Genomic DNA, 24,123 nt, shown 5'->3' with positions numbered 1-24,123 from the left:
GCGCTCAGTGGGAGCAGGAATACGCTCAGCCTGAACGGGCAGACGACTACAACCAGCGCCAGTCCATTTCCGGGTGCTTCCGGGAAGACGAGAGCGCGGTGCCGCCTGGTGGCGTGCCAATTAATTTGCCGGTCGACCACGGCAAGACGCCGCAGGGTGTACTGCCTCCGGGCACGCTACCGCCCGGGTTGGGTCAACGTTCAAATGGAGGGCTTTAAGCATGTGCCTACCTGCAGCAACACTTGCCTTGGTCGCCACCGGCATTTCCGCCGTGGGCACTGGCATCGGCGCCATCCAAGCCAGCAACATGGCGAACTACCGCGCCAAGATCGAGGAACGCAATGCCTCGATCGAGCGTGAAGCGGCCAACCAGGAAGCGCAGAACACCCGCGACGCAGCCCTGCAGCACTATCGCAAGGTCGCGCAGCTTAAGGGGCAACAGATCGTCGGCGCCGCGTCGAATGGCGTGGTGGGCTCGTTTGGAACGGCGGCTGATACGCTGGCCGATACCGACGTGCTGGCGACCGAAGACGCGGGCCGGATTTACCGGCAGGGCGAGCAAAGGGTGCGCGACCACGATATCGCGGCGTGGAACAACCAGGCGCAGGCGTCGGCCGATCGCACGACGGCAAGCAACTCGCTGGTGAAAGGCGCGTTCGACTTCGGCTCGACGGTGCTTGGCGGGGCGCAGCAGTATTCGCAGCTCAAGCAAAAGTATGGGGCCTTCAGGGTGGAAAAGCTGACTCCAAGCGCCCGTGAGACCATCACAAGCTATCCCGGCATCTTCTGAGGGAAGAGACATGGACGACGACCAGATTGAGAGCCTGTACGGTCCCGAGCCGGAGCAGGAGCTACCCGAGGGTGACAATCCAACGTCAGACAGCGGGGATGACAGGCAGCTGACGACGCCCGAGCGCTACGAATTAAAACTCGACGGCCTGAACCTCGACGCCAAGCTCGTTGCTGAAGCCGAGCCGATCCTTCGGGAGCTGGGGCTTTCTAACAGCCAGGCGAACGCCCTGCTACCCATCGCGCCAAAGCTGATGGACAGCGCGCGGGAGGAAGTTCTCTCGAAGCTTATCGACGAAGGCGCAAAGCAGAGGAAGGCTTGGCTTACAGCTTTCGATCGAGATCAGGAGATTGGTGGCCACCGCCGGGACGAGTCCGTGCGCCTAGCACAAAAGGGGCTCGAAGCGATGGGCTTCGGAAGGGACCACCCGTTCCGCCAAGCCCTCAACGAAACCGGCTTTGGCAATCATCCTGACATGATCCGCATTCTGCGCAGGGTAGGCTCGATGTCGCATCAGCAAAACATGAGCGAGCCGGCGCCAATGTGGAAGGCGATGTACCCAGATGAATAATGCGTTCTAAAAGAATGAAATGCGCCTCAGCTGTCACTGGACGTTAAACCGCATGAGGTCGGATACGAGGCTAATCCACTTTGCGCATCATTGATCCGTAAATGCCCTCCCATGCGGGATGCATGACAATGCCTGCATATTTTCTGGGAATGTCCGCCTGACGGGCAATGTCGGTAATACTTAGCTTGCCGTCCTCAAAGTATGGCAGCATGATCTCGCGCGCAGCCCAAGGTAGTAGCAGCGCTGCCGCCCTTAACTCCGCAACGCGATCTACGTTGGTCCCGAAGCCTGCCTTGAAAGGATCTTGCATTTCCGGCGGAAGACCAATTTCATCGGCTAGCTTTTCGATTGCTTGTTGGTTGCTTGAGTACGCCCCAGTTGGGTCAATCAGGTGAAGCAATTCCTTGCAACAGATTAGCCGCTGCCAATCTTTCGGCTCGGCCCGGTTATAGAAAATGTTCACCATCCTCTTCGGCTCAGCGTAAACTCCGTTGCGAGCATGCCAGATTTTCACTGCACCTTGGAGGATGTCGGAATCGAGGTCTGCGCCGACAAACTCGATGTCGTCGTCGTTACCGTGGTCCCGCAAATATTTGACCACATCGTTCACATCGACTGGCAGCGATGTACGATCTTCGAATGCTAAGAGCAGATCTCGGGCTTCCATTATGCCGCGATAAGTAACAAAAAAGCCCGGGGCAACCCCCGGGCTGGACTGATTTCCACACGTGAAGCGTTTCAAAGAGCTTCGACGAGCTCCTTGACATCGATCACCGGATGGTCGCTCTTCGGAGCATGTGCACCCACTGTCGCCGTCTTTTGACGACGCTGCATGTTAGCCGAACGGAACTGCTCTAAAATCTCTTCGCGCTTGATCACGTCATCGCGACGACCGCGAAAAAATTTAACATTGATCAGATCGGCACCGTGCCCAGAGAAGGGGCAATCATTCTTGTCCATCTCTTGCATAGCCTGTTTCCCTTCATACCCACGCGATTCGCGATCGTATCTACAAATTACTGATAAAGTGTTGAACACCGCATTTATCAGCCTTTTGACGAGCTCAGCAGCGAATGCCACGGCCGATCACAGTACGACTGCTTCATACGCGGTTGCATGGTTGATCCAATGCGTCAAGTTCACAAAGGTCTGACGAAAGATTGGTTCCGGCTTCAGCTTGTCCAAAACAATGGCCTGGGTTGGGTCTCACGCCTGCGACCGCTCGAAAAGAACATGTTCCACGTCACCCACACGCTTGATCGCCTTCCATGAGGAAAACGCAAGCTGATATCCCTCTGGTAAATGCAACCCTGAAAGTTGCATTGGCAACATCAGATAGCCATGTCCTCCTCGAAAAGGCGGAACGCAAAGTCGTAACTCGTTCCCGGCGGCTACAAGGCATCCAACTCTTTTTGTAGGGTCGAGCCCACTAAACCGGGCGCCAGTCCGCTGGTCCACAACCAACTCAAAATCGTCGATGAAAAGCGCGTGCGCCTCCAATGCATTCGCGGGCGCCAGCCAGCTCTCAGTATCAGAAAATGCAGCGCATACGAGCTCCTGCCGAACCTCACTAACGACGAAGGTTGTGGCCGGAAAATCGGCACTCCAAGCGATACTCGGCGAAACGCCCTCCGAAAAGTGCCCAAATTTCATTTGGGTTAAGGGAATCATTCAATTCTCCGAGCAATAAGCAACGTGACTAACATCACTTGGAAGATGGCATCGGCACAGCCTGCCAGCAAGGGCGTCCATCTCTAACGCACGCCTCTGGTGACGATTCATGTCGCATCTATGTTGCACGGAGTCGCCGTAATTGGCGGTACGGCACGCAAAACTGCGACATTTCGCGCGACACGACGCAACACAGAATTTGCGCTCACGGTTCGCCAAGGATAGGCTAAAGCGCTGATTGCACGCGATTTTTACTGGTGCGCCCGACGGGATTCGAACCCATGGCCCCCAGATTAGGAATCTGGTGCTCTATCCGGCTGAGCTACGGGCGCGCCGGGGTTCCTTTAGGGGGCTCTGGGGCAAGGGGCAACGCCTATGATGGCGCGCCCCCGGGCTCAGTTAGCCTCGCCCGGCGGCACCACCGGTACCAGCAGCGGCGCGATCTCGACGCCTTCCTCGAACAGCTCGCGCGCTTCGTCGAGCGTCGCCTGGCCGTGGATCGGCGCGGCGTCCTTTTCGCCATAGTGCATCGCACGCGCGTCCTCGGCGAAGCGATCGCCCACCCACGTCGAGCTCTTCAGCGCCTCGGCCTGCATCGTGGCGACCGCCTTCATCATCTCGATCGCTTCGGGCGGCATCGCGTGCGCCATCGGCTGCGGCTTGTTCGCCAACGCCGGCTGCACGGGCGCAGGCGCGGGCATCTGGTTGCCCTTGCGCGTCAGGCGCGGCGCCATCACCGCCTTGGTCACATCGGCCGATCCGCACACCGGGCACGTCACCAGCCCGCGCTCCTGCTGCTGCACAAAGTCTTCCGACGATCCGAACCACCCTTCGAAACGGTGGCCGGTCCCGGCGCATTCAAGGTCGAAAACGATCATGATCCGCGCGATCTAGGGATTTCGCGCTTGTTGGCAAGACTTGGCAACTGCCGCCGCACTTCGGCGATGCGGGCAAGGTCTATTTCGGCGAAGCCCAGCCCCGCACGCTCCCCGCCCATGTCGAGCACCACATCGCCCCACGGGTCGATCACCAGACTGTGGCCATAGGTTTCGCGCCCGTCCTCGTGGTGGCCGACTTGCGCGGCAGAGATAACGAAGGCGCTCGCTTCCACCGCACGGGCGCGCTGCATCAGGTGCCAGTGCGCCTTGCCGGTGGGCACGGTGAACGCGGCGGGGATTGCGATCGCATCGCACCGCTGCCGCTCAAGCTCCTCGAACAGCGCGGGGAAACGGATGTCGTAGCAGATCGCAAGGCCCAGCTTGCCCACCGGGCAATCGACCGTCACCACCTGCTCTCCGGGGCGATAGGCGGCGGATTCGCGCCAGCTTTCGCCGGTCGCCAGATCCACGTCGAACATGTGGATCTTGTCATAGCGCGCGGCGATTGCACCCGCCGGATCGATCACAAAGGCCCGGTTGGCCCAAAGCTCGCCATCCACCTGCACGCCCAGCGAGCCGATGTGCACCCACAGGCCGGCCTTCGCCGCCGCTTCGCGCACGGCGGCGAGCACCGGGCTCTGATCTTCGGGCACGACGTGCGCGCTCCCCCGCTTGCGATCGCGGTCGATCAGGCCGGACATTTCGGGCGTGAACAGCATTGCCGCGCCTTCGCCGGCGGCCCGCTTCACCGCGCCAACCATCGTCGCTGCATTGGCAAGCGGGTCGATGCCGCTCGTCATCTGCAGCAGCGCGACCTTTACTCCCGAAGCGCCCCCATCGCTCATGCAGGTCAGGCCTTGCCCAGCAGCATGTCGAGCTTGCCCTGCCGGTCCAGCGCGGCAAGGTCGTCCGATCCGCCGATGTGCATGCCGTCGACGAAGATCGATGGCACCGTGCTGTGGCCGGGCGCGCGCTCCATCATCTCGGCCTTCTTCGGCCCGCCCATGGTCACGTCGTATTCTTCATAGGCGACGGCCTTCTGGTCGAGCAGCGCCTTGGCGCGCGCGCAGTAGGGGCAGCCCCACTTGGTGTACATCTCGACCTTCGGCGTGGTGTTCGGCTCGCTCATTTCGACCCTCTTGATTTCCGGTTGCCCAAGCACACATGATGTTTCGTGCCGGTCGCCGCAAGCGGGACCGTACACATCAAACCCGCACGGACGCCAGATGGGTCCGGGGCGGAAAAGTGCAGATTGCTCATCAAGAGGATATTGCCATGAACCGTTTCGATTTCACCCCCTATCGCCGCACCACCGTGGGTTTCGACCGGCTGTTCGATCTGCTCGAACGCCAGGCCCGCGCACAGGGTGGCGACAACTATCCCCCCTTCAACATCGAACGTCGCGGCGATGACAGCTATCGCATCACGCTGGCGGTCGCCGGCTTCAAGCCGGATGAGCTCGACATCACCGCGCAGCAGAACCTTCTGGTGGTCAAGGGCAGCAAGGCCGATCTCGACGAAAAGCAGCAGTTCCTCCACGTCGGCATCGCCAACCGTGGCTTCGAACGCCGCTTCGAACTGGCCGATTTCGTCCGCGTCGAAGCCGCTGACCTCGCCGATGGTCTGCTGACCATCGACCTGCTGCGCGAAGTGCCCGAAGCGATGAAGCCGAAGAAGGTGCTGATCGGCGCGCAGAAGCAGCTTTCGGTGATCGAAGGCGATGCCAACGCCGCCTGAGGCATTGGCGACACGATGATCCGGGGGCGGGTTCGCAAGGACCCGCCCTTTCTGCATCCGCTTGCCCTCGCCTCGCCAGGCGCCTATCCTCGCGTGCAATACTGCTGGAGTTTCAAGGCCATGGACCACTTCCCGATCGCAAAGCCCGCCCGCATTGCCTTCCGGAAAGTCGCGACCCATGCCTTCTTCGACCACGCCAGCCTCGATCGCCCTCGCCAACCTCTCCTGGTCCACGCCTGAAGGCCGACCGGTCCTTTCCGGGCTGGACCTCGCCTTTCCGCTCGAACGCACCGGCATCGTCGGCCGCAACGGCTGCGGCAAGACCACGCTCCTCCGCCTCATCGCGGGCGATCTCGCCCCCACGGGCGGCGCGGTTGTTCGCCACGCGACCATCGCCACGCTGCGCCAGATCGTCGCGCGGACGCCCGGCGAAACGCTGGCGCAAGCGCTCGATCTTGCCGAGCCGCTCGCCCGCCTCGCCCGCGCCGAAGCGGGCAGCGCGACTGCCGAGGATCTGGCCGAAGCCGACTGGACGCTCCCCAGCCGGCTGGAAGCCGCCCTCGCCGCCGCCGGCCTCGATGCCGATGCGCAGACGCAGGTGGAGCGCCTTTCGGGCGGGCAGCAGACGCGCGCCGGCCTTGCCGCCGCCATTCTCGCCGATCCCGATTTCCTCCTGCTCGATGAACCGACCAACAATCTCGACGCCGCGGGCCGCAGCGCGCTTGCCGCGTTCCTGCGCGGCTGGCGCAAGGGAGCGCTGGTCGTCAGCCACGACCGTGCACTGCTGGAAGAGATGGACGCCATCGTCGAGCTGACCTCGCTCGGCGCAACGCGATACGGCGGCCCCTACAGCGCCTACCGCCAGCAGAAAGCGCTCGAACTCGCCGCCGCACAGGCGCAGCGCGACCATGCCGAACAAGCCCTGCGCACCGTCCGCCAGGACGTTCAGACCGTTCGTGAACGGCAGGATCGGCGTGACAGCGCCGGTGCCCGCAAGGCGCGGAAAGGCGATAGCCCCAAGATCCTGCTCGGCGCGCGCAAGCAGCGGGCCGAAGCGACCAGCGGCCTTAACGCGCGCAAGGCCGAACGCCTTGAAGGCGAAGCGCAGGCCCGGCTTTCAGAGGCACGCGGCAAGCTGGAAGTGATCGAACCGCTGATTGTCGACGTCGCGCCTACTAGCCTCGCCCGCACTCGAAGGGTGCTCGAACTGTCCGGGATTGTCGCGGGCTACGGTACCAACTCCGCTGTGCTCGATGACTTCAACCTCATGATCACCGGCCCAGAACGCGTCGCGATCACCGGCCCGAACGGCGCGGGCAAGTCCACCGCGCTTGCCCTGATCCGTGGCCTTCTCGCACCCCGCGCGGGCAGCGTGCGCGTTCACGTTCCCTTCGCCACGCTCGACCAGCACGCCAGCCTGCTCGATCCAGCACAAAGCATCGTCGCCAACCTGCGCCGGCTGAAGCCCGATCTGGACGACAACGCCGCGCGCGCCGCACTGGCCCGCTTTCGCTTCCGGGGCGCCGCAGCCGATGCGGCCGTGGGTACGCTCAGCGGCGGACAGGCCGTGCGCGCCGCGCTCGCCTGCGTCCTTGCCGGCACGCCACCGCCGCTGCTCCTGCTCGATGAACCGACCAACCACCTCGATCTCGAAACGATCGCGGCGCTCGAACCCGGCCTTGTCGCCTACGACGGCGCGCTCGTCGTCGTCAGCCACGATGAAACGTTCCTCGAAGCGCTTGGCATCACCCGTCGCATGGCGCTCGAAAGGGCAAGTTGACACGGCTCTTGCATATGCAAGGGTTTCCTACATCGGACACCCTGACTACAGATCCGCTCTTCGCTCTTTGAAACCCAGTCAAATCAGCATCTTCGGGTGACAACCTGGCAAACCGCCTCCTATCGCGATTTTCGCCATTGTAGTCTGTCAACTTTGTCAACTTGGGGCCTCGATCAGGCCCTCTGCCAAGGGTTTCGAATCGACCGCAGGCGGATCACTTCGCCGGCGTGATCGACCAGCCCCAGCCTTTCAGCGCGCGCCGCCCGATCCCGGGCAGCGTTATGCTCGCCGGCTTGGGCGAAAGGTTGACGGCCACCGTCACGCGGTCCTTGCCCTTCACCCGGCGGAAGGCAAAGACCCTGGCATTGCCCGTCTCGATAAGCTGCAGGTTGCCCGGCTCCATCCCGCTTTCGAGTGCGGGGTGGTCGTGCTTCAGCTTCAGCAGCCCGGCATAGAACGGTGCGCGGCCGAACTTGCCCCATACGATCGGGTCCTCGTCGAAGAACTTCAGCCGCTTGTTCAGGCCGTCTTCCTGCCCGCTGTAGACCAGCGGCATGCCGGGCAGCGTCGCCGCCAGCACCGCCATCGCATCAGCCCCCTCGCCGTACAGCTCGCGGTCGGTGCCGTTCCACGAATTCTCGTCGTGGTTGCTGGTGAACGTCATCCGGTAAGCGCCCTTGGGATACTTGCGCGGAGGATCGGTGTATAGTTTCGCGAGGTCGCCCGCCCCCGCCTTGCCCTTAGCCACTTCGATCAGCAGGTGGTACAGCTTCCAGTCGTACGTCATGTCGAAGGCGCGAACCTGCATCTCCGGCGTATCCGCCTCGGCCAGCATGAACACCGGCTTCACCCGGTCCAGCTCGGCTCGGGCCTGGTCCCAGAAACCCACCGGCAGCGTCCAGGCAACGTCGCAGCGGAAGCCGTCGATGTCGGCTTCCTTCAGCCAGAAGCGCATTGCGTCGATCATGCCGTCGCGCACCGCCTGCTTGCCGTAGTCCAGCCCGATCACGTCGGCCCAGACTTCCTCGTGATGATCGGACAGGTCGGTGTAGTGATAGCCTTCGAGTTCACCGTTGGCGTTGCGCTTGTACCAGTCGGGATGCTCGCGCGTCCAAACGTGGTCCCAGCCGGTGTGGTTGGCCACCCAGTCCAGGATCACCTTGAAGCCTTGGCGGTGCGCCGCATCGACCAGGTGCCTGAAGTCGGCCATGTCGCCGAACTCAGGATTGACCGCCTTGTAGTCGCTCACCGCGTAATAGCTGCCCAGCGATCCCTTGCGCTCCTTCTTCGCGATGGGATTGACCGGCATGATCCACAGCACATCGACACCCATCTTGCGCAGGCGCGGCAGGTGCTTTTCGAACGCCTTGAACGTGCCTTCGGGCGTGTACTGGCGGATGTTCACTTCGTAGATATTGGCCCGCGCCGCCCACGGTACGTGGCGCACTTGCGAAGCGCCCTCGGTCACCGGCAAAAGCGGTGCTGGCGCAGCCAGGGCGGGCGTGCCCGCTGCCAGGGCTGCCACGCCCGCCAAAAGCCCGATCCGCCGCATGTCCGTCTCCCCAGCCGCCGCGTCCGTCGCGGGCGTTCGAGCGGACCCTAGCCGCACATGCCAGCGCGGCTAGTCGGCATTCGTATACGCATTATGCAGTGGCTCCGGGCGTTACCAGGCCTCGGCAATGTCGATCAGCGCCTGCCGGTCGAGCACGGTGACCCGCCCGGTCTTCAGCGCCACGATCCCGCTGTCGGCCCAGGCGGAAAGCTGGCGATTGATCTGTTCGCGCGACATGCCGGCGAAGTTGCCCAGCTCCCCCTGGCTCAGCGCGATCTTGAGCCTGGCCTCCCCGCCAACGTCCTCGCCCCCCATCATCAGCCGCAGCAGGAACCGGGCCAGCCGCGGGCCGCTGGTATAGGCGCGGTCGGCCTCGATCACCGCGTTGTTCTGCCGCAACCGGCGCGCCATCGCCTTCAGCAGCCGCAGCGCCAGCCCCTTGTGCCGCTCGATGATGTCCTCGAACGCCGCGCGTGACAGGCTCAACACCTCGACCGGATCGATAGCATCGACGCTCGCCGTCCGTTCACCGCCATCGAGGAACGCGATCTCGCCCAGCACGTGGCCGGGTTCGGCATAATCGAGCACGATCTCGCGCCCGTTGGCGGCGACCATGCTGACCCGGGCGAGGCCCTTGAGCACGATGTACAGCGTATCGCCCTTGTCGCCCTGCGCCAGCAGCGGTTGCCCGGCCTTGAACTGGCGGACCTGCCCGCGCGCCACGATGTCGGCCAGCTCGTCCGGCTCGCAATCGGCGAACAGGCTCTGCGCGGTCAGTGTCTCGGCGAGTTTGGTCGCATCCATTGCTTGAAGGTCCCCTCGTTTCAGCGCAGCGATAGCGCGCTAGAGGGGTGACGTCCAAGCCCGTCTCGCGTAAGGGCCGTGCGATGTCCCCATCCGAAAAAGACGCTGCTCCCCGAGAAGGCGAACGCATTGCCAAGCTGCTGGCCCGCGCCGGCATCGCCTCGCGCCGCGAGGTCGAGCGGCTGATCGAGGCCGGCCGCGTCGAGCTGAACGGCGTTGCCGTGACCACGCCCGCCACCGTGCTCACCTCGCTCGCCGGGATCACCGTCGATGGCAAGCCGGTCGGCGCAGTTGCCGCCACGCGCATCTTCATGTTCCACAAGCCGTCGGGCCTGATCACCGCCGAGCGCGATCCGGCGGGGCGCCCGACGATCTACACCGCGCTGCGCAACGCCCTGCCCGAAGGCGCGGGCCGCGTGATGCCGGTCGGCCGGCTCGACCTCAATACCGAAGGCCTGCTGCTGCTGACCAACGATGGCGAACTGAAGCGCGCGCTGGAACTTCCGGCCAGCGGCATCCCCCGCACCTACCGTGCGCGCACCTTCGGTGACATCAACCAGGAGCAGCTCGAGGAACTGAGCCAGGGCCTCGAGATCGACGGCATCCGCTACGGCTCGATCGACGCCAACATGGAGCGCCGCACCGGGCGCAACCAGTGGGTGGAACTGACCCTGACCGAAGGCAAGAACCGCGAAGTCCGCCGCGTGCTGGAACACTTGGGGCTTCAGGTTTCGCGCCTGCTGCGCACGTCCTACGGCCCCTTCCATCTGGGCGCGCTGCAGCGCGGCTCGGTCGAGGAAGTGCCGCCTGCAATCGTCGAACGGTTCATGAAGGCGATGAAGCTGGACAAGCCGGTCATCGGCCGCGGCGCCGCGCCCCGCCCCAGACCCGTCGCGGCTGCTGCACCGGCGCCGGCCCGGCCGGAGCAAGCGCCGCGCACCAAGGCCTTCCCGAAGAAAAAGCCGGTCCGCCAGCGCGAGGTCCGTGAGGAACTCGATACCCGCAAGCCCGGCAAGCCCAACCAGCGCACCGGCTGGGGCGCCAAGACCGCCGAGCGCAGAGCCGCCCAAACGAAAACGGGGCAGGCCGACAAGCGCCGCTCCGCTCCCACCAGTGACCGTCCGAGCAGTGAGCGACCGATCAGCGAGCGATCAACCAGCGAGCGACCGGCCCGTCCCGCCCGCCCCGGCACGCGGCCTCCCACCGGAAAACCGCCGCGCGGGCCGCGGAGGCCCGGCTGATGCTGCGGATCATCGCCGGCGAATGGCGCGGTCGCAAGCTGGCCGCGCCTGAAGGGGACGCCACCCGCCCCACCGCCGACCGTACCCGCGAAACGCTGTTCTCGATGCTGACCAGCCGGCTCGGCAGCTTCGAGGGGCTGAAGGTGGCCGACCTGTTCGCAGGATCCGGCGCACTGGGCCTCGAAGCCCTGTCGCGCGGGGCGGCGCACGCGCTGTTCGTCGAACAGGACCCGGCCGCGATCCGCGCGATCCGCGCCAACATTGCCGCCTTGCGCTGCGCCCCGCAATGCGACGTGCGCGCTTCGTCGGTGCTCTCGCTCGGCCCGGTCAAGGAGCCGCTCGACGTGATCCTGCTCGACCCGCCCTACCGGACGGGCGCCGGCGCCGTCGCGATCGACAAGCTGGTGCGACTGGGCTGGATCGGCGAAGGCACCTGGGTGAGCCTTGAGACCGAAGCCAAGGAAGTGCCGCAGATCAAGTCGCTCGAGATCGAAAGCGAGCGCACCGTCGGCAAGGCGCGGCTGACGCTGCTGCGACTCAAGTCCTGAACATCAGGTTCTGATTTTCGGGGCGAAGACCACGCCCGCGAGCGTCAGCGCACCGGCCAGCGTCAGGAACAGCCCGACGTAAGGCGTGCCGCCCTTCGCGGCGAGCAAGGCGGCGGCAAACGGTGCCAGCGCCCCGCCGATGATGCCGCCCATGTTGAAGGCAAGGCTGATCCCGGTGTAGCGCACCGGCACGGCATAGAGCGTTGGCAGCCAGCCGCCGAGCGGCCCGTAGACCAGCCCCATCACCAGCAGCGACAGCGCCAGCGTGGCGAAGACCACCGGCAGCGAGCCTGAGCCGAGGCCCGAGCCGAACAGCAGCCCGACGGCCGCCGTCAGCAGCGCGCCCTTGCCCAGCACGTTCTTAGCGCTGGTCTTGTCGGCCCAGTAGCCAGCGACGCCGATGCCCACGGCGAGGAAGGTGTTGGCGGCGAGCTGGACTTCGAGGAATTCCTGCTTGGCGTAACCCAGCTTGGTCGTCGCGAAAGACAGCGCGAAGGTGGTGGCAAGGTAGAAAATCGCAAAGCAGGCGACGACGCCGGCTATGCCGGCGACGACGGCGCCGGGATGTTCGCGCAGCAGGCGGCCGATCGGCACGGCGGGCGGCGCTTCGTGGGCAAGCGCTTCCTTGAACGCCGCCGTCTCTCCGATCTTGAGCCGCACCCACAGCCCCAGCCCGACGAGCAGCGCGCTCGCCAGGAACGGAATACGCCAGCCCCAAGCGGTGAAGTCGGCTTCGGACAAGGTGTAGCTGAGGATCAGGAACAGGCCGTTGGCGAACAGGAAGCCGAGCGGCGCGCCCAGTTGCGGCGCCGACCCGAAGCGCGCTTCCCACCCCTTGGGCGCGTTTTCCACGGCCAGCAGCGAAGCGCCGCCCCATTCGCCGCCAAGGCCGAAGCCCTGCCCGAAGCGCAGCAGGCACAGCAGCGCCGGGGCGATCGGCCCGGCCATGGCATAAGTCGGCAGGAACGCGATCAGCAGCGTCGACCCGCCCATCAGCATCAGCGAGGCGACCAGCGTGGACTTGCGCCCGATGCGATCGCCGAAGTGGCCGAACGCAATGGCCCCCACCGGCCGTGCGAAGAAGGCGAGCCCGAAAGTCATGAACGCCAGCAGCGTCTGCGCCGATTCGCTTTCTGCGGGGAAGAACAGCGGCCCGATCACCAGCGCGGCGGCAGTCGCGTAGATGTAGAAATCATAGAACTCCACCGCCGTGCCGACGAGGCTGGCGGTCAGGATGCGGGCGTTCTGGCGGATCGGGTTCATCGGCGCGGCATAGCGCGCGCGCGGCATTTGCACACACGAAAAGGGCGCCGGCATCGCCGGCGCCCTTCCCGCTTGCGACCCGAGAGGGGAGGCTCGGGCTTGTTATGCGGTCAGATCATCCGATCTTTCGTGGCCGATCACACACCGCCACGGTTGCGGCAGTTGTCCTGCAGCTTCTTGGTGCAGACCGGATACTTCTTGTTCATCGTATCTGCCGGCGGCGGGGGCACGGCATTGCTGGTGGTGGTGGCAGCATACTGCTGGCCGGCCGGCGCGGTACCGGCGTCAACCACGCCCGGTGCGGTCGGCGCCGGCGTGTTGGCATCCATGCTAGCGTCCGCCATCGGCTTGCCGGTCGACGCGCCGCTCGGCGGGGTTGCCGGATCGGCCGGGGTTGCCGGCGTGCCGGTACCCGGGGCCGGCTGGGCCGGCGTGGCAGGGGCCGCGCTGCCCTTCAGCTGGGCGGTGATGGTCGGCCAGACCTGCGTGCGCTGCTCGGGCGTCATCGCATAGATCTGCCCGCGCTGTTCGTCGGTCAGCGCCCACCAGCCCTTCTGCTGATCGGCATCGAGGCTCCAGTAGTATTCCTGATACGTTGCGGGCCAGGCGTCATACTTGGTGCGCTGATCGGCCGGCCACGCGCCATACTGCGTCTTCTGGTCGGCGCTCATCGAGAAGGTGCCAGTTGCCGGGGCAGCCGTCGTCGCAGCAGGCGCCGCCGGAGCCTGGGCATAGATCGCCGCAGGCACGCCCGTCATAGCAAGCGCCGCAGCGCCAAGAAGAAACATCTTTCGCATCGAAAGTCTCCTGTTCGTTATCTTGTAACCCGAAGGCTTGGGGCGAGTTACGCGAGACAGACGATGCCGTTCCATGTTGTTCGTTGAATCGAGACAACCAAAAGACGAAGCGACCTATGCGGACATCAATACCATCCGATCGCCACATTTTACATTAGATCATAAGTAATCTGAACCGCTGTTCATCCACATTAATGCCATATGAATGACATTACTTTGGTTTGACTCGGCTTTCGAGAAACAACGCAGCGACGCGACCGTTCCCGGCAGGCGTTGCAAAGGGAGGCGACGGGTTGCACAGCCCCCTTCAGTTCCCTACTTGTTCCGGGTGAACAGACCCGATTCCCCCGCATCCCCGAACATCGCCGTGCCCGCATGGCTCGATGGCCTGAACCCGCCGCAGCGCGAGGCGGTGGTCACCACCGAAGGGCCGGTGCTGATGCTGGCGGGTGCCGGCACGGGCAAGACTGCGGCGCTGACCGCGCGGCTGGCCAACCTGCTGCGTCAGCGGCTGGCCTGGCCCAGCGAGATCCTGTGCGTCACCTTCACCAACAAGGCCGCGCGGGAAATGCGCGAGCGAGTGGGCCAGCTGATCGGACCATCGGTGGAAGGCATGCCGTGGCTGGGCACGTTCCATTCGGTCGCCGCCAAGATGCTGCGCCGCCATGCCGAACTGGTCGGGCTGCAATCGAACTTCACGATCATCGACACCGACGACCAGATCCGCCTGCTCAAGCAGCTGATCGTGGCCGAGGGGCTGGACGAAAAGCGCTGGCCCGCGCGCCAGCTCGCCGGGCTGATCGACAAGTGGAAGAACCGCGGGCTTAACCCGGCGGACCTCGATGCGGGCGAAAACGAAGCCTATGCCAATGGCAAGGGGCAGCGCTTCTATGCGCTCTACCAGAACCGGCTGAAGGATCTGAACGCCTGCGATTTCGGCGATCTGCTGCTCCACATGCTCAACATCTTCCGGCGCGAGCGCGACATCCTCGAGATGTACCAGCAGCGCTTCAAGTACGTGATGGTGGACGAATACCAGGACACCAACGCGGTCCAGTACCTGTGGCTGCGGCTGCTGGCGCAGACGCGCAAGAACATCTGCGTGGTGGGGGACGACGACCAATCGATCTATTCCTGGCGCGGCGCGGAAGTCGCCAACATCCTGCGCTTCGAAAAGGACTTTCCTGGCGCCAAGGTCATCAAGCTCGAACAGAACTACCGCTCCACCCCACACATCCTGGGCGCGGCGTCGGGCCTGATCGCGGAAAACGCCGAACGGCTCGGCAAGACACTGTGGACCGAACGCAATGGCGGCGACAAGGTTCGCGTCATCGGCATCTGGGACGGGCCGGAAGAAGCGCGCCGCATCGGCGAGGAGATCGAGCGGCTGGAACGCGAGGGGTGCAGCCTCGATGCCGTGGCCATCCTCGTGCGCGCACAGTTCCAGACGCGCGAGATCGAGGATCGCTTCATCCAGATCGGCATGGCCTATCGCATCGTCGGCGGCTTCCGCTTCTATGAACGTGCGGAAATCCGCGATGCGCTCGCCTACCTGCGGCTGATCGCCAGTCCTTCGGACGACCTCGCGTTCGAACGGATCTACAACACCCCCAAGCGTGGCCTTGGCGACAAGACGCTGGAGAAGATCCACCGCTTTGCCCGCGCGCAGGGCATGCCGTTGCTGCGCGCCGCGCTCGAGATCTGCGATACCGACGAACTCCCGACGCGGGCGCGCAACACGCTGCTGGCGCTGGTGCGCGACTTCGCCCGCTGGCGCGATGCGGCGGGCACGCTGGTGCCGGCGGAACTTGCGCGCACGATGCTGGATGAAAGCGGCTACACCGCCGCGCTTCAGGCCGAAAAGAGCGCCGAGGCGAATGGTCGGCTCGAAAACCTGTCCGAACTTGCCCGCGCGATGGAAGAGTACGACACGCTTGGCGACTTTCTCGAACACGTCAGCCTGGTGATGGACAACGACCGGAGCGAGGACGAGGAGAAGGTCACCGTGATGACCATCCACGCCGCCAAAGGTCTGGAATTCGACCAGGTGTTCCTGCCCGGCTGGGAGGAAGGCGTGTTCCCCAGTCAGCGCGCGCTCGACGAAGGCGGACTCGCCAGCCTGGAGGAAGAACGCCGCCTCGCCTACGTGGCGATCACCCGGGCAAAGAAGCGCTGCACCATCCTGCACGCCGCCAACCGGCGGATCTATGGCCAGTGGACCAGCTCGATCCCCAGCCGCTTCATCGGCGAACTGCCTGGCGACCATATCGAGGAGGAAACCACGCTGTCGGGCGGCGCGTCGCTGTGGCGGGCACAGTGGTCCGAACATTCCGATCCCTTCGCCGACGTGGCGCGCAACCAGCCGTCGCGCATCGTAACGCGGGGGCCCGGCTGGCAGCGCGCTGCGGCTCAGACCTATGACCCCACGCCGAAGCGCATCGCCGAACCCGGGCGCAGCGCGGCAAGCTTCGCCTCGAAGCCGCGCGCCGACATCGCGCTGGGCGCCCGCGTGTTCCACGACAAGTTCGGATACGGCACCGTCGCCGCGCAGGAAGGCAACAAGCTGGAGATCGATTTCGAGACGGCCGGACGCAAGCGGGTGATCGACAGCTTCATCAAGCCGGCGTGAATCCCTTCGCGGCGGTCAAGGCAGGTTGAGCGCCACCGCCCCGCGCGCATCGAACCAGGCCGCGCCGTTGGCCACCATCGCCTGCCCGTTGCGCACGAACATCTCGTGCGGGATCGCATCGCGCAGCAGGGCGACGTAGCGGGGCGCCAGCACCTGCTTGCAGTATGGCGCGAACGCTGCCGCCGATCGCACGGTGACGCGCTTGCTGCCATTGAGCGTCAGCGGGTACGACGCGGCCGAAGCCACGCCCTTGCAATCGCCCCTGCCCACGGCGGCGAGGAAACGCCGCACGCGCGCTTCGAACGCGGCATCGCTTTCGGTGGTGACGTCGCCATACCAGCGATCCGGCGATGGCCCCTGCAGCACCATGCCGAAGCCGAACTTCGTGGGCAGGACCTTGGCGCCGCTGGTCCAGTCTCCTGCAAGCCCGGTCGATGTGCCGAAGTTGAGCGGGCGCGGTTCCTTGGGATCGGCGTTGGTCAGCACCAGCGCCATGCGCGCGCCACCGGGCTCGTCGAGCAGCGCCTTGTCGCCCACTTGCGCCACCTTGAGCGGGATGTCCTTGCCGATGCTGGCGTAATAGTAATGCGCGGCGACGACCCGAGTGCGATCCTTGATCGTGAGGTTGAGCCCGGCGCGGTAGGGACCGACGCTGCCTTCGGTCACGAACGTCTCGAGCCCAGCGTCGTCGTGCACCGCGTCCTGGGCGGGACTGCCGGTGGGCACCAGGGCGAGCAGGGCCGCGGCGGCAAGGATGTGGCGCTTCATGCGGGCAAGCTAAGCAAATCGGGCGCGACTTGGGAATGCTTCCCTTGCGCGGCATTGCCGCCTAGCCTGCACCGCAAAACAAATCCGGAGAAGACGCCGATGACTGAACCCTTCGACACGCCCATCACGCGCGAGGGCGCCCTGCTGGTCGGTCCGTGGCGGGGTCCCCGGCAGATGCTGGCCGAACAGCACTACGACGGCCACGCCTCGATCCACGACGATGCCACCGCGCAGAAGCTGGGCTTCAAGGGCGGCACGATCGAAGGGCCGACGCACTTCACCCAGTTCGAACCACTCGCCTTCGCGTTGTGGGGCGAACGCTGGTTTCGCGAAGGCTGCCTGTCGGTCCACTTCCGCGCGCCGGTGTTCGAGGGCGAAAAAGTGCGCGCGACAATCGAGGCCGATACGGCGATGCCGGCTCGCGCCAAGGCAAGGATGGAGCGACTGGACGGCACGGAAATCCTGACAGGATCGATCGAGGTGGGCACGGGCAACGGGCCCACGGAGCTGGAACAGCGGCTGGCGAGCCTTGCCCCGCTGGCCGATCCGGTGGTGCTGCGCGACGTCCATGTCGGGCTTACGTCGCAGCGCATATCGGTGCGGATGGGCGCGGACGATCACATGGGCAATTACTACCCTTTCACGCTCGCCCAGAAGCGCCTGCGCATGACCGAACCTTCCGACCGGTTCGCCACGGCCATCCCGATGGAGATGATCAGCGTGCTGATCCAGCACAAGGCGGGCGAGGACCGGTTTCCCGTGCGCGGGCCGCACGTGGGGCTTTTCGCCGACCAGGAAATCCGCCTGATCGACGGGCCGCTGGAGGTGGGCGCCGACTACGAGGTGGAGCGCGAGATCGTCGGCCTGTCGGGCAGCAAGCGCACCGAATCGATGTGGGTGAAAAGCCGCGTCTATCGCCCCGGCGGCACGTCACCCGTGGCCGAAATGCTGCTCAATTCGGCGATCATGAAGGAAAGCTACGCCGCCTACGCGGCAGAGCACGCTGCGCTTTACGGCAGCTGAGCTACCGCAGCTGGCCGATCAGTCGGCCAGCGCGGAGACGTTGAGGAAGCCCGGGATCGGACCGTTCCATTCGCCGGGCTTGCTCGGCGGTTCGGACGGCTGCTGGCGCCGGTCCTCGCGATAATCCGGGTTGTAGTCGGGCCGTGCAGCGCGTTCGCTGCGCGCCGGTCGTTCCTGCCGAACGGCACGTTCTTCGCGCGGGCGCTCGTCGCGTGCGCGTTCTTCGCGCGGCTGTTCGTCGCGGGCCTTGCGTCCGCCCCTGCGCTCCGTGCGCTCCGGCCGTTCGCTCCGCTCCTCGGCGGGCTCTTCGCGGCGCTTGCGCTCGGTGCGGGCCGGCCGATCCTCGCTTTTGTCGATTTCGACCTTAAGCTCGGGAATCTTGCCGCCAGTCAGCTTCTCGACATTGGCGATCGCCTCGGCGTCCTCGCTGCTCACCAGCGTGAAGGCGCGGCCGGTCGCTCCGCCGCGGCCGGTGCGGCCGATGCGGTGGACGTAGTCGTCCGGGTGCCAGGGCGTGTCGAAGTTGAACACGTGGCTCACGCCCTTCACGTCAAGCCCGCGAGCGGCGACGTCGGAGGCGCACAGGATGCTGATGACCCCATCCTTGAACTTCTGCAGTTCGGCGTTGCGCGCGGACTGATCCATGTCGCCATGGATCTCGCCTGCCGAAAAGCCGTGGCGCTGCAGGCTCTTGGCGAGTTCGCGCACCGTGGTCTTGCGATTGGCGAAGATGATCGCGGTGCTGACGTTGTCGGTGCGCAGCAGTTGGCGCAGCACTTCGCGCTTGCCCCGGCTGGTGGTCGGCACCTTGAACTGCGCGATATTGGCGTTGTTCGAAGCGGGCCGCGCCACTTCGATGTACTTGGGATTGGTAAGGAACTTGTCCGCCAGCTTCTTGATCGGCGGCGGCATGGTGGCCGAGAACAGCAGCGTCTGGCGCTGTGCCGGAAGCTTCGAACAGATCGTCTCGATGTCCGGGATGAAGCCCATGTCGAGCATGCGGTCGGCTTCGTCGATCACCAGCAGATCGCAACCCGTGAGCAGGATCTTGCCGCGTTCGAACAAGTCCATCAGGCGGCCGGGCGTGGCGATCAGCACGTCGACGCCGTCCTGCAGCGCCTTGACCTGGTCACCCATCTGCACGCCACCGATCAGCAGCGCCATCTTGAGATCGTGGTTCTTGCCGTACTTCTCGAAGTTTTCGGCCACCTGCGCCGCCAGCTCGCGCGTCGGTTCGAGGATCAGCGAGCGCGGCATCAGCGCGCGGCGGCGGCCGTGCGCCAGGATGTCGATCATTGGCAGCACGAAGCCGGCCGTCTTGCCGGTGCCGGTCTGGGCGATGCCGATCAGGTCCTTCATCATCAGGACGGCAGGAATCGCCTGCGCCTGGATGGGAGTCGGCGTGTCGTAGCCGGCGTCGAGGACCGACTTCAGCAATTCATCGGAGAGGCCGAGGTCGGCGAATTTCATGCAGTTGCGATTTCCGAAAACAAAGCGTCGCACATCAAAGGTCGCGCGCATGCCGAGGGTTGCGACAACCCGGCATCCGGCACGCCGCTATGCCGAAACCCGCGCCAAGTCAAGAAAACCGGAAAGGGAAGCCCCCTTCCCGATCATTCGCCCGGGATCAGTTCGCGCAACTTGCTGACCGAACAGGTTGTTCCCGATCGGGAATGGATCGAATCCCGCCCGACGCAGAGCAGCCCATCCTGCGTCTGCTGGACATAGAAGCCCATGTAGAAATCGGCCGCCCTGCACTGCTTGTCGAGGCTGGCCCCTACGATCCGCCGATCGCGCATGAACAGCAGCAGGCGGCTGTCGGTGGTCGATTGGACCCCGGCGATGCCAAGCACCGGCAGGCAGTTGGCCATCTTGCGTTCGCGAAAGCGGATCGAGCTGAAGGGCGGTGGCTGGGCGATTTCGCGCCCGGCGCTGCGCGGCGGCGCGATGCGGATGACCAGCCGCTGTTCGATGCGCACCTGGTTCCACACATCGTTGGAAAGCGCATCGAGAATGTCGGGCATGGCGCCCGATCGCGCCGCGTTCGGCAGCATAGGAGGGCCTTCCGGCTCCATCGCCGCGCGCCACACGTCGGCACGCACCGTGTGCTCCGCCCCGACCGGGCCGGTCACGCTCAGCGCCAGAACGCTCAGGAGGTGGGCCAGGCTCAACATCATCGGGCGTTACGGTTTTCAAGGTCTCCCAACAGCCGTGATTCCGGCCGCTCTTCGGTGTCTATCCCCGATAGCCCGGCTTGTTGAACGCGTGCTTAACCCGCCGCCAAGCAAAAATGAATTGCCCTTCTTGGCGACCGACCATAGCCCCGCTTTCATGACGCAGGAACGCAACACCTTCATCGCCGCGGCACAGGCGCTGCTTGGGCCCAAGGGCTTTACCACCGATGCCGAAACGATGGCGCCGTGGCTCACCGACTGGCGCGGGCGCTTCACCGGGCGCGCGCTGGGCATGGCCTCCCCCGCCAGCACGGAAGAAGTGGCGGCGCTTGTGCGGCTCTGCCGCGAACACGGCGTGGCGATCGTGCCACAGGGCGGCAACAGCGGCATGTCGGGCGGCGCGACCCCGGACGAAAGCGGCGAGGCGCTGCTGCTGACGCTGCGGCGGATGAACGCCAGCCCCCGCATCGACAGCGAAGGCCGCACCGCAACCTGCGAAGCGGGCGTCATCCTGCAGGTGCTGCACGAAGCGGCGGAGGCGCAAGGCTTGCGCTTTCCGCTTTCGCTGGGCGGCAAGGGCTCGGCCACGATCGGGGGCCTGATCTCGACCAACGCCGGCGGCACGCAGGTGCTGCGTCACGGATCGATGCGCGCGCTGGTGCTGGGGCTGCAGGCGGTGCTGCCCGACGGGCAGGTGCTCGACCAGCTGACCCCGCTCAAGAAGGACAATCGCGGGTTCGACCTGAAGCAGTTGCTGATTGGATCGGAAGGGACGCTCGGCATTGTCACCGGCGCTACGCTGAAGCTGGAACCCGCGGTCGCGGCGCGCAGCGTGCTGTGGGCGGGCGTCGCCTCGCTCCGTGCGGCGCGGGCCCTGCTGCTGCACGCCGAAAAGATCGCCGGCGATGCGCTCGAAGGGTTCGAGGTGATGCCCGACCACGCCATCGACGCCACGCGGGAATACATGCCCAGCATCCGCACGCCGATCGAAGGCCAGCACCCCTGGCACGTGCTGATCGAACTGGTGGCCGACGCGCAGGGAGCCGAGGCGCTGCCTGCCACCGCCGAGCGCCTGCTGGTCACCGCGTTCGAGCAGGAACTGATCGCCGATGCCGCGATTGCCGCGAACGAGGCGCAGGCCGAAAAGTTCTGGCAGATCCGCGAGACGATCCCCTCGGCCGAACGCGCGCGCGGCCCCGCCGTGCAACACGACATCTCGGTCGCGGTCGCGAAGATGCCCGAATTCGTGGAAAGCGCGGTGCCGGTGATCGAGGCGGAATGGCCCGGCACGCGCGCCGTCGGCTTCGGCCATCTGGGCGATGGCAACATCCACTTCCACGTCATCGCGCCCGATGGCGTCGATCCCAAGGCCTGGCAGCTGGGGGACGGCAAGGCGATCAGCCGCCGCGTGCACGATCTCGTCACGCAGGCGGGCGGTTCGATCTCGGCCGAGCACGGCATCGGCCAACTGAAGCGCGACGAGCTGGCGCGTCTGGGCGATCCGGTGGCCCTGGGCCTGCTGCGTGCGGTCAAGCAGGCGCTCGACCCGCAGGGGCTGCTCAATCCGGGCAAGCTCGTCTGACCGGCTGGCGCGCCCGCCCCGTCGCGCTGCGCCACGCGGCGCGGGGGAGAGCGAAGCGCGCGGCCTTGCCACCCACCGTGCGAGCCCGTAAAGCCGCCATTCCCGTGGCGGGCGTGGCACGCGCGCGCTGACGCGACAGTTTCTACTCGGAGAGTGACGATGGCCAGCGCGCCGCAAGCCAACCTGCCCCTTTTCTACAACGATCTCATGCCGCTCAACACGCGTGATCACGCAGGCTGGCACGCCCGCGGCACCGGCAAGGCGCCGTGGCTTTCGACCCAGCACGCGATCCCGCTGACCGCCGAGGAATTCCCGCAGGCCGGGCGCCATTACCCGATCGTGTTCGCTTCGGGCGACAACCCGGTTCCGCTGGCGCTGATGGGCCTGAACGAAGGCGTGAACGTGTTCGTGGACGCCGAAGGCAACGTGGCGCCGACGGTGTACCTGCCGGCCTATGCCCGCCGCTACCCGTTCATGCTCGCCAAGCTCAACCCGCAGAGCGAAGAGCTGTCGCTGTGCTTCGACCCGACCAGCGGCCTGGTGGGCGAATTCGACGAAGGCGGCCCGCTGTTCGACGGCGCCGAGCCGACCGACACGACCAAGGGCATCCTGCAGTTCTGCGAACAGTTCGAGCAGGCGGGCCAGCGCACGCAGGCCTTCATCGACGAGATCAAGAAGCACAACCTGCTGATGGAAGGCGAAGCTGCCATCCAGCAGCCGGGCATCGAACAGCCGTTCATCTATCGCGGCTTTCAGATGATCGACCAGGAGAAGCTGCGCGAAGTGCGCGGCGACGTGCTGCGTGGCTGGGCGCAGAGCGGGCTGCTGCCGCTGCTCTATGCGCACATCTTCTCGCTCGACCTGATGAGCGTGATCTTCGGCCTGCAGGCTGAACAGGGCAAGGCTCCGGCGCCGGCGATCGCGCCGGTCCCCGCGCTCTGATTCGCGCGAGCTGATCGTTCTGCCGGAGGCGACGGGCCAGACCCCGCCTCCGGCGCACCTTCGCTGCAATGCAAGGTGCCCGGTCCGGCAAGGAGTCGACCGGACGACTGCCCTGACCGGCAGGTGACTCAAATTTCACGCGAAACCTCTTGCGTGGCCCCAACCCCTCCCCTATCTTTGGATTGTTGCGTCGCGGCTCCCCTCATGGCCCGGCGTGACTGGTGCACTTCGTGCACCTCCTCCCTGAACCTTGGCCACCTGGAGCTTGCTCCAGGTGGTTTTTTTATTGGGTCGTCTTGGATGGCAGGGGATTATTCCGCTGCGGCGCGCCAGCTCTGGCGGTTGCGCCCGATCGCGGCAACGTCGTCCGCCACGCGCCGCACCAGCGTGGTCACGATCTCCACCACCGCATCGAACCCGGCGCCCGGTTCGGCCAGCCTCGAATCGAGATAGCAGGTGCGGTCGATTTCAAGTTGCAGGCAATGGATGCCGTCGCGCCGCCGTGCGTGTCGTTCGAGCACGTAGCCGCCCGCATAGGGGCGGTTGTGCGCGGCGCGAAGTCCGGCCTGGGCAAACAGGGCGAACACGGTCGAAACCAGCGCGCCATCGCACGCCGCACCGAAGCGGTCCCCCACGACATACTGCGGCGCCGGTTCGCCCGCGCTGCGCGCGGCAAGCGGCGGCATAGAATGGAGATCGATCAGCAGCGCCGCACCCCAGCGATCGCTCAGCCCGGCAAGCTCCGCCGCCAGCGCGGCGTGGTAGGGTTCGTGGATCTCGGCGATACGGCGGTCCAGCTCGCCGCGCTTCATCCGCCGCTTCCACAGCTCACCGAGCCCCGGAAGCCGGCGCGGAACGAGCCCCAGCCCGCTGCGCGCCCGACGCATGACCCCACCACCGACACAGTCGCCCGCTGGCGGTCGCGAATCCGAAACCATGTCCCAGTCGACATCGTCGCTGCTGCGGTTGAGATCGATCATCGCCCGCGGCGCTTGCGCCAGCAGCAGCGTCGCCCCGGTACGCCGCGCCGCCTCGATCGCGACCAGATCCACCAGACGGTCCTCGAGCCGGGGCGCGGCGAAGGCGGGATGGCGCATGCCTTCGACCAGCATCGGCGGATAACTGCGCCCGGCGTGGGGCACCGCGATCATGACCGGGATCGGCGATGGCTCGCACCGCGTCAGCGCATAGGCCGGCGTGCCCGCCAGCCCCGGCACGGCGCCGCCGGTCTCGACGCTCGAATCAAAACGCGGGAAATCGATGCGCGGCGAATCAAATCCCGACGAATCAAAGCGCGGCGTAGCGTCCTCCTGCATTGGGACACGCTGCATGGCTTTGCCCTGCCTGTCAAAACGCACCTTCCGTCGTCTTTG

Annotated in this window: 24 protein-coding genes and 1 tRNA gene; 10 read left to right on the top strand and 15 right to left on the bottom strand. The window is 65.5% G+C overall.

What is annotated here, in order from left to right; translation table 11 throughout:
- Positions 1–220: 220 nt before the first annotated feature.
- Complete coding sequence (locus tag AACH40_RS05370) at positions 221–790, top strand: hypothetical protein (RefSeq protein WP_338644514.1); 570 nt, start codon at positions 221–223, stop codon at positions 788–790.
- Between the two features lie 10 nt (positions 791–800).
- Positions 801–1,361 carry a hypothetical protein gene (locus AACH40_RS05365; protein ID WP_338644513.1) on the top strand — a complete coding sequence of 187 codons (561 nt, stop codon included), beginning with the start codon at positions 801–803 and terminating at the stop codon, positions 1,359–1,361.
- A gap of 70 nt (positions 1,362–1,431) precedes the next feature.
- Here the strand turns inward: AACH40_RS05365 and AACH40_RS05360 are convergent, their stop codons facing one another.
- The 7 genes from AACH40_RS05360 to grxC all read right to left on the bottom strand — a co-directional run bounded on the left by AACH40_RS05360 (position 1,432) and on the right by grxC (position 5,039).
- A complete protein-coding gene (locus tag AACH40_RS05360; protein ID WP_338644512.1) occupies positions 1,432–2,103 on the bottom strand; it encodes a hypothetical protein in 672 nt (223 codons plus the stop codon).
- Entirely contained in the window at positions 2,100–2,330 is a 231-nt protein-coding gene (locus AACH40_RS05355; protein ID WP_338644511.1) for a hypothetical protein, read from the bottom strand. Before AACH40_RS05355 ends, AACH40_RS05360 begins: the two co-directional genes overlap by 4 nt.
- A 237-nt stretch (positions 2,331–2,567) precedes the next feature.
- Entirely contained in the window at positions 2,568–3,032 is a 465-nt protein-coding gene (locus AACH40_RS05350) for a hypothetical protein (protein ID WP_338644510.1), read from the bottom strand.
- A gap of 255 nt (positions 3,033–3,287) precedes the next feature.
- Positions 3,288–3,364: transfer RNA gene (locus AACH40_RS05345), tRNA-Arg, on the bottom strand.
- 63 nt (positions 3,365–3,427) lie between these two features.
- Positions 3,428–3,910, bottom strand: coding sequence for a DUF1178 family protein (locus tag AACH40_RS05340; protein ID WP_338644509.1), 483 nt, complete (start codon positions 3,908–3,910; stop codon positions 3,428–3,430).
- Positions 3,907–4,755, bottom strand: coding sequence for a carbon-nitrogen hydrolase family protein (locus tag AACH40_RS05335; RefSeq protein WP_338644508.1), 849 nt, complete (start codon positions 4,753–4,755; stop codon positions 3,907–3,909). The genes AACH40_RS05340 and AACH40_RS05335 overlap by 4 nt, the downstream gene beginning before the upstream one ends.
- 5 nt (positions 4,756–4,760) lie before the next feature.
- Positions 4,761–5,039 carry a glutaredoxin 3 gene (grxC, locus tag AACH40_RS05330; protein WP_338644507.1) on the bottom strand — a complete coding sequence of 93 codons (279 nt, stop codon included), beginning with the start codon at positions 5,037–5,039 and terminating at the stop codon, positions 4,761–4,763.
- A gap of 146 nt (positions 5,040–5,185) precedes the next feature.
- On the opposite strand from grxC, the gene AACH40_RS05325 reads away from it, so the two are divergent.
- Positions 5,186–5,647: an Hsp20 family protein gene (locus tag AACH40_RS05325; RefSeq protein ID WP_338644505.1), complete on the top strand. Its 462-nt coding sequence runs from the start codon at positions 5,186–5,188 to the stop codon at positions 5,645–5,647.
- 178 nt (positions 5,648–5,825) lie between these two features.
- A complete protein-coding gene (locus AACH40_RS05320) occupies positions 5,826–7,427 on the top strand; it encodes an ABC-F family ATP-binding cassette domain-containing protein (RefSeq protein ID WP_338644503.1) in 1,602 nt (533 codons plus the stop codon).
- Positions 7,428–7,641: 214 nt separating this feature from the next.
- On the opposite strand, the gene AACH40_RS05315 is transcribed toward AACH40_RS05320, so the two are convergent.
- Together AACH40_RS05315 and AACH40_RS05310 are read right to left on the bottom strand one after the other, a co-directional pair.
- Entirely contained in the window at positions 7,642–8,979 is a 1,338-nt protein-coding gene (locus AACH40_RS05315) for an alpha-amylase family glycosyl hydrolase (RefSeq protein ID WP_338644501.1), read from the bottom strand.
- Between the two features lie 111 nt (positions 8,980–9,090).
- On the bottom strand, positions 9,091–9,783 hold the full coding sequence (locus tag AACH40_RS05310; RefSeq protein WP_169492625.1) for a Crp/Fnr family transcriptional regulator: 693 nt from the start codon (positions 9,781–9,783) through the stop codon (positions 9,091–9,093).
- An 83-nt stretch (positions 9,784–9,866) separates the two neighbouring features.
- Here AACH40_RS05310 and AACH40_RS05305 point away from each other — a divergent pair, with 83 nt between their 5' ends.
- Positions 9,867–11,024, top strand: coding sequence for a pseudouridine synthase (locus AACH40_RS05305; protein WP_338644498.1), 1,158 nt, complete (start codon positions 9,867–9,869; stop codon positions 11,022–11,024).
- Positions 11,024–11,572: a 16S rRNA (guanine(966)-N(2))-methyltransferase RsmD gene (rsmD, locus tag AACH40_RS05300; RefSeq protein WP_169492623.1), complete on the top strand. Its 549-nt coding sequence runs from the start codon at positions 11,024–11,026 to the stop codon at positions 11,570–11,572. The genes AACH40_RS05305 and rsmD overlap by 1 nt, the downstream gene beginning before the upstream one ends.
- Before the next feature lie 3 nt (positions 11,573–11,575).
- Here rsmD and AACH40_RS05295 read toward each other — a convergent pair whose 3' ends face one another.
- Positions 11,576–12,835 (bottom strand): MFS transporter, encoded by a 1,260-nt coding sequence (locus tag AACH40_RS05295; RefSeq protein ID WP_338645930.1) that lies wholly within the window; start codon positions 12,833–12,835, stop codon positions 11,576–11,578.
- Positions 12,836–12,972: 137 nt separating this feature from the next.
- Positions 12,973–13,632 (bottom strand): hypothetical protein, encoded by a 660-nt coding sequence (locus tag AACH40_RS05290; protein WP_338644496.1) that lies wholly within the window; start codon positions 13,630–13,632, stop codon positions 12,973–12,975.
- A gap of 361 nt (positions 13,633–13,993) precedes the next feature.
- On the opposite strand from AACH40_RS05290, the gene AACH40_RS05285 reads away from it, so the two are divergent.
- A complete protein-coding gene (locus tag AACH40_RS05285) occupies positions 13,994–16,261 on the top strand; it encodes an ATP-dependent helicase (RefSeq protein ID WP_422394898.1) in 2,268 nt (755 codons plus the stop codon).
- A gap of 15 nt (positions 16,262–16,276) precedes the next feature.
- Here the strand turns inward: AACH40_RS05285 and AACH40_RS05280 are convergent, their stop codons facing one another.
- Positions 16,277–17,029 (bottom strand): hypothetical protein, encoded by a 753-nt coding sequence (locus AACH40_RS05280; RefSeq protein WP_338644492.1) that lies wholly within the window; start codon positions 17,027–17,029, stop codon positions 16,277–16,279.
- Between the two features lie 99 nt (positions 17,030–17,128).
- Here AACH40_RS05280 and AACH40_RS05275 point away from each other — a divergent pair, with 99 nt between their 5' ends.
- Positions 17,129–18,052, top strand: a complete 924-nt coding sequence (locus AACH40_RS05275; RefSeq protein ID WP_338644491.1) for a hypothetical protein — start codon at positions 17,129–17,131, stop codon at positions 18,050–18,052.
- An 18-nt stretch (positions 18,053–18,070) separates the two neighbouring features.
- Here AACH40_RS05275 and AACH40_RS05270 read toward each other — a convergent pair whose 3' ends face one another.
- Both AACH40_RS05270 and AACH40_RS05265 read right to left on the bottom strand, forming a co-directional pair.
- Positions 18,071–19,522, bottom strand: a complete 1,452-nt coding sequence (locus tag AACH40_RS05270; protein WP_338644490.1) for a DEAD/DEAH box helicase — start codon at positions 19,520–19,522, stop codon at positions 18,071–18,073.
- Between the two features lie 143 nt (positions 19,523–19,665).
- On the bottom strand, positions 19,666–20,229 hold the full coding sequence (locus AACH40_RS05265; protein WP_338644489.1) for a hypothetical protein: 564 nt from the start codon (positions 20,227–20,229) through the stop codon (positions 19,666–19,668).
- A 154-nt stretch (positions 20,230–20,383) separates the two neighbouring features.
- Here AACH40_RS05265 and AACH40_RS05260 point away from each other — a divergent pair, with 154 nt between their 5' ends.
- A complete protein-coding gene (locus tag AACH40_RS05260; RefSeq protein ID WP_338645928.1) occupies positions 20,384–21,808 on the top strand; it encodes an FAD-binding oxidoreductase in 1,425 nt (474 codons plus the stop codon).
- A gap of 159 nt (positions 21,809–21,967) precedes the next feature.
- The gene (locus tag AACH40_RS05255) at positions 21,968–22,750 is read left to right on the top strand and encodes a SapC family protein (protein ID WP_338644488.1); all 783 of its coding nucleotides are present in this window, start codon (positions 21,968–21,970) and stop codon (positions 22,748–22,750) included.
- 311 nt (positions 22,751–23,061) lie between these two features.
- Here the strand turns inward: AACH40_RS05255 and AACH40_RS05250 are convergent, their stop codons facing one another.
- On the bottom strand, positions 23,062–24,081 hold the full coding sequence (locus tag AACH40_RS05250; protein WP_338644487.1) for an N-formylglutamate amidohydrolase: 1,020 nt from the start codon (positions 24,079–24,081) through the stop codon (positions 23,062–23,064).
- Positions 24,082–24,123: the final 42 nt, after the last annotated feature.

The sequence above is a fragment of the Novosphingobium olei genome (genome assembly GCF_037076535.1).
Taxonomy (GTDB): domain Bacteria; phylum Pseudomonadota; class Alphaproteobacteria; order Sphingomonadales; family Sphingomonadaceae; genus Novosphingobium; species Novosphingobium olei.
Note: the sequence above shows the minus strand (reverse complement) of the source record. Positions and strands in the feature narration are given on the sequence as shown.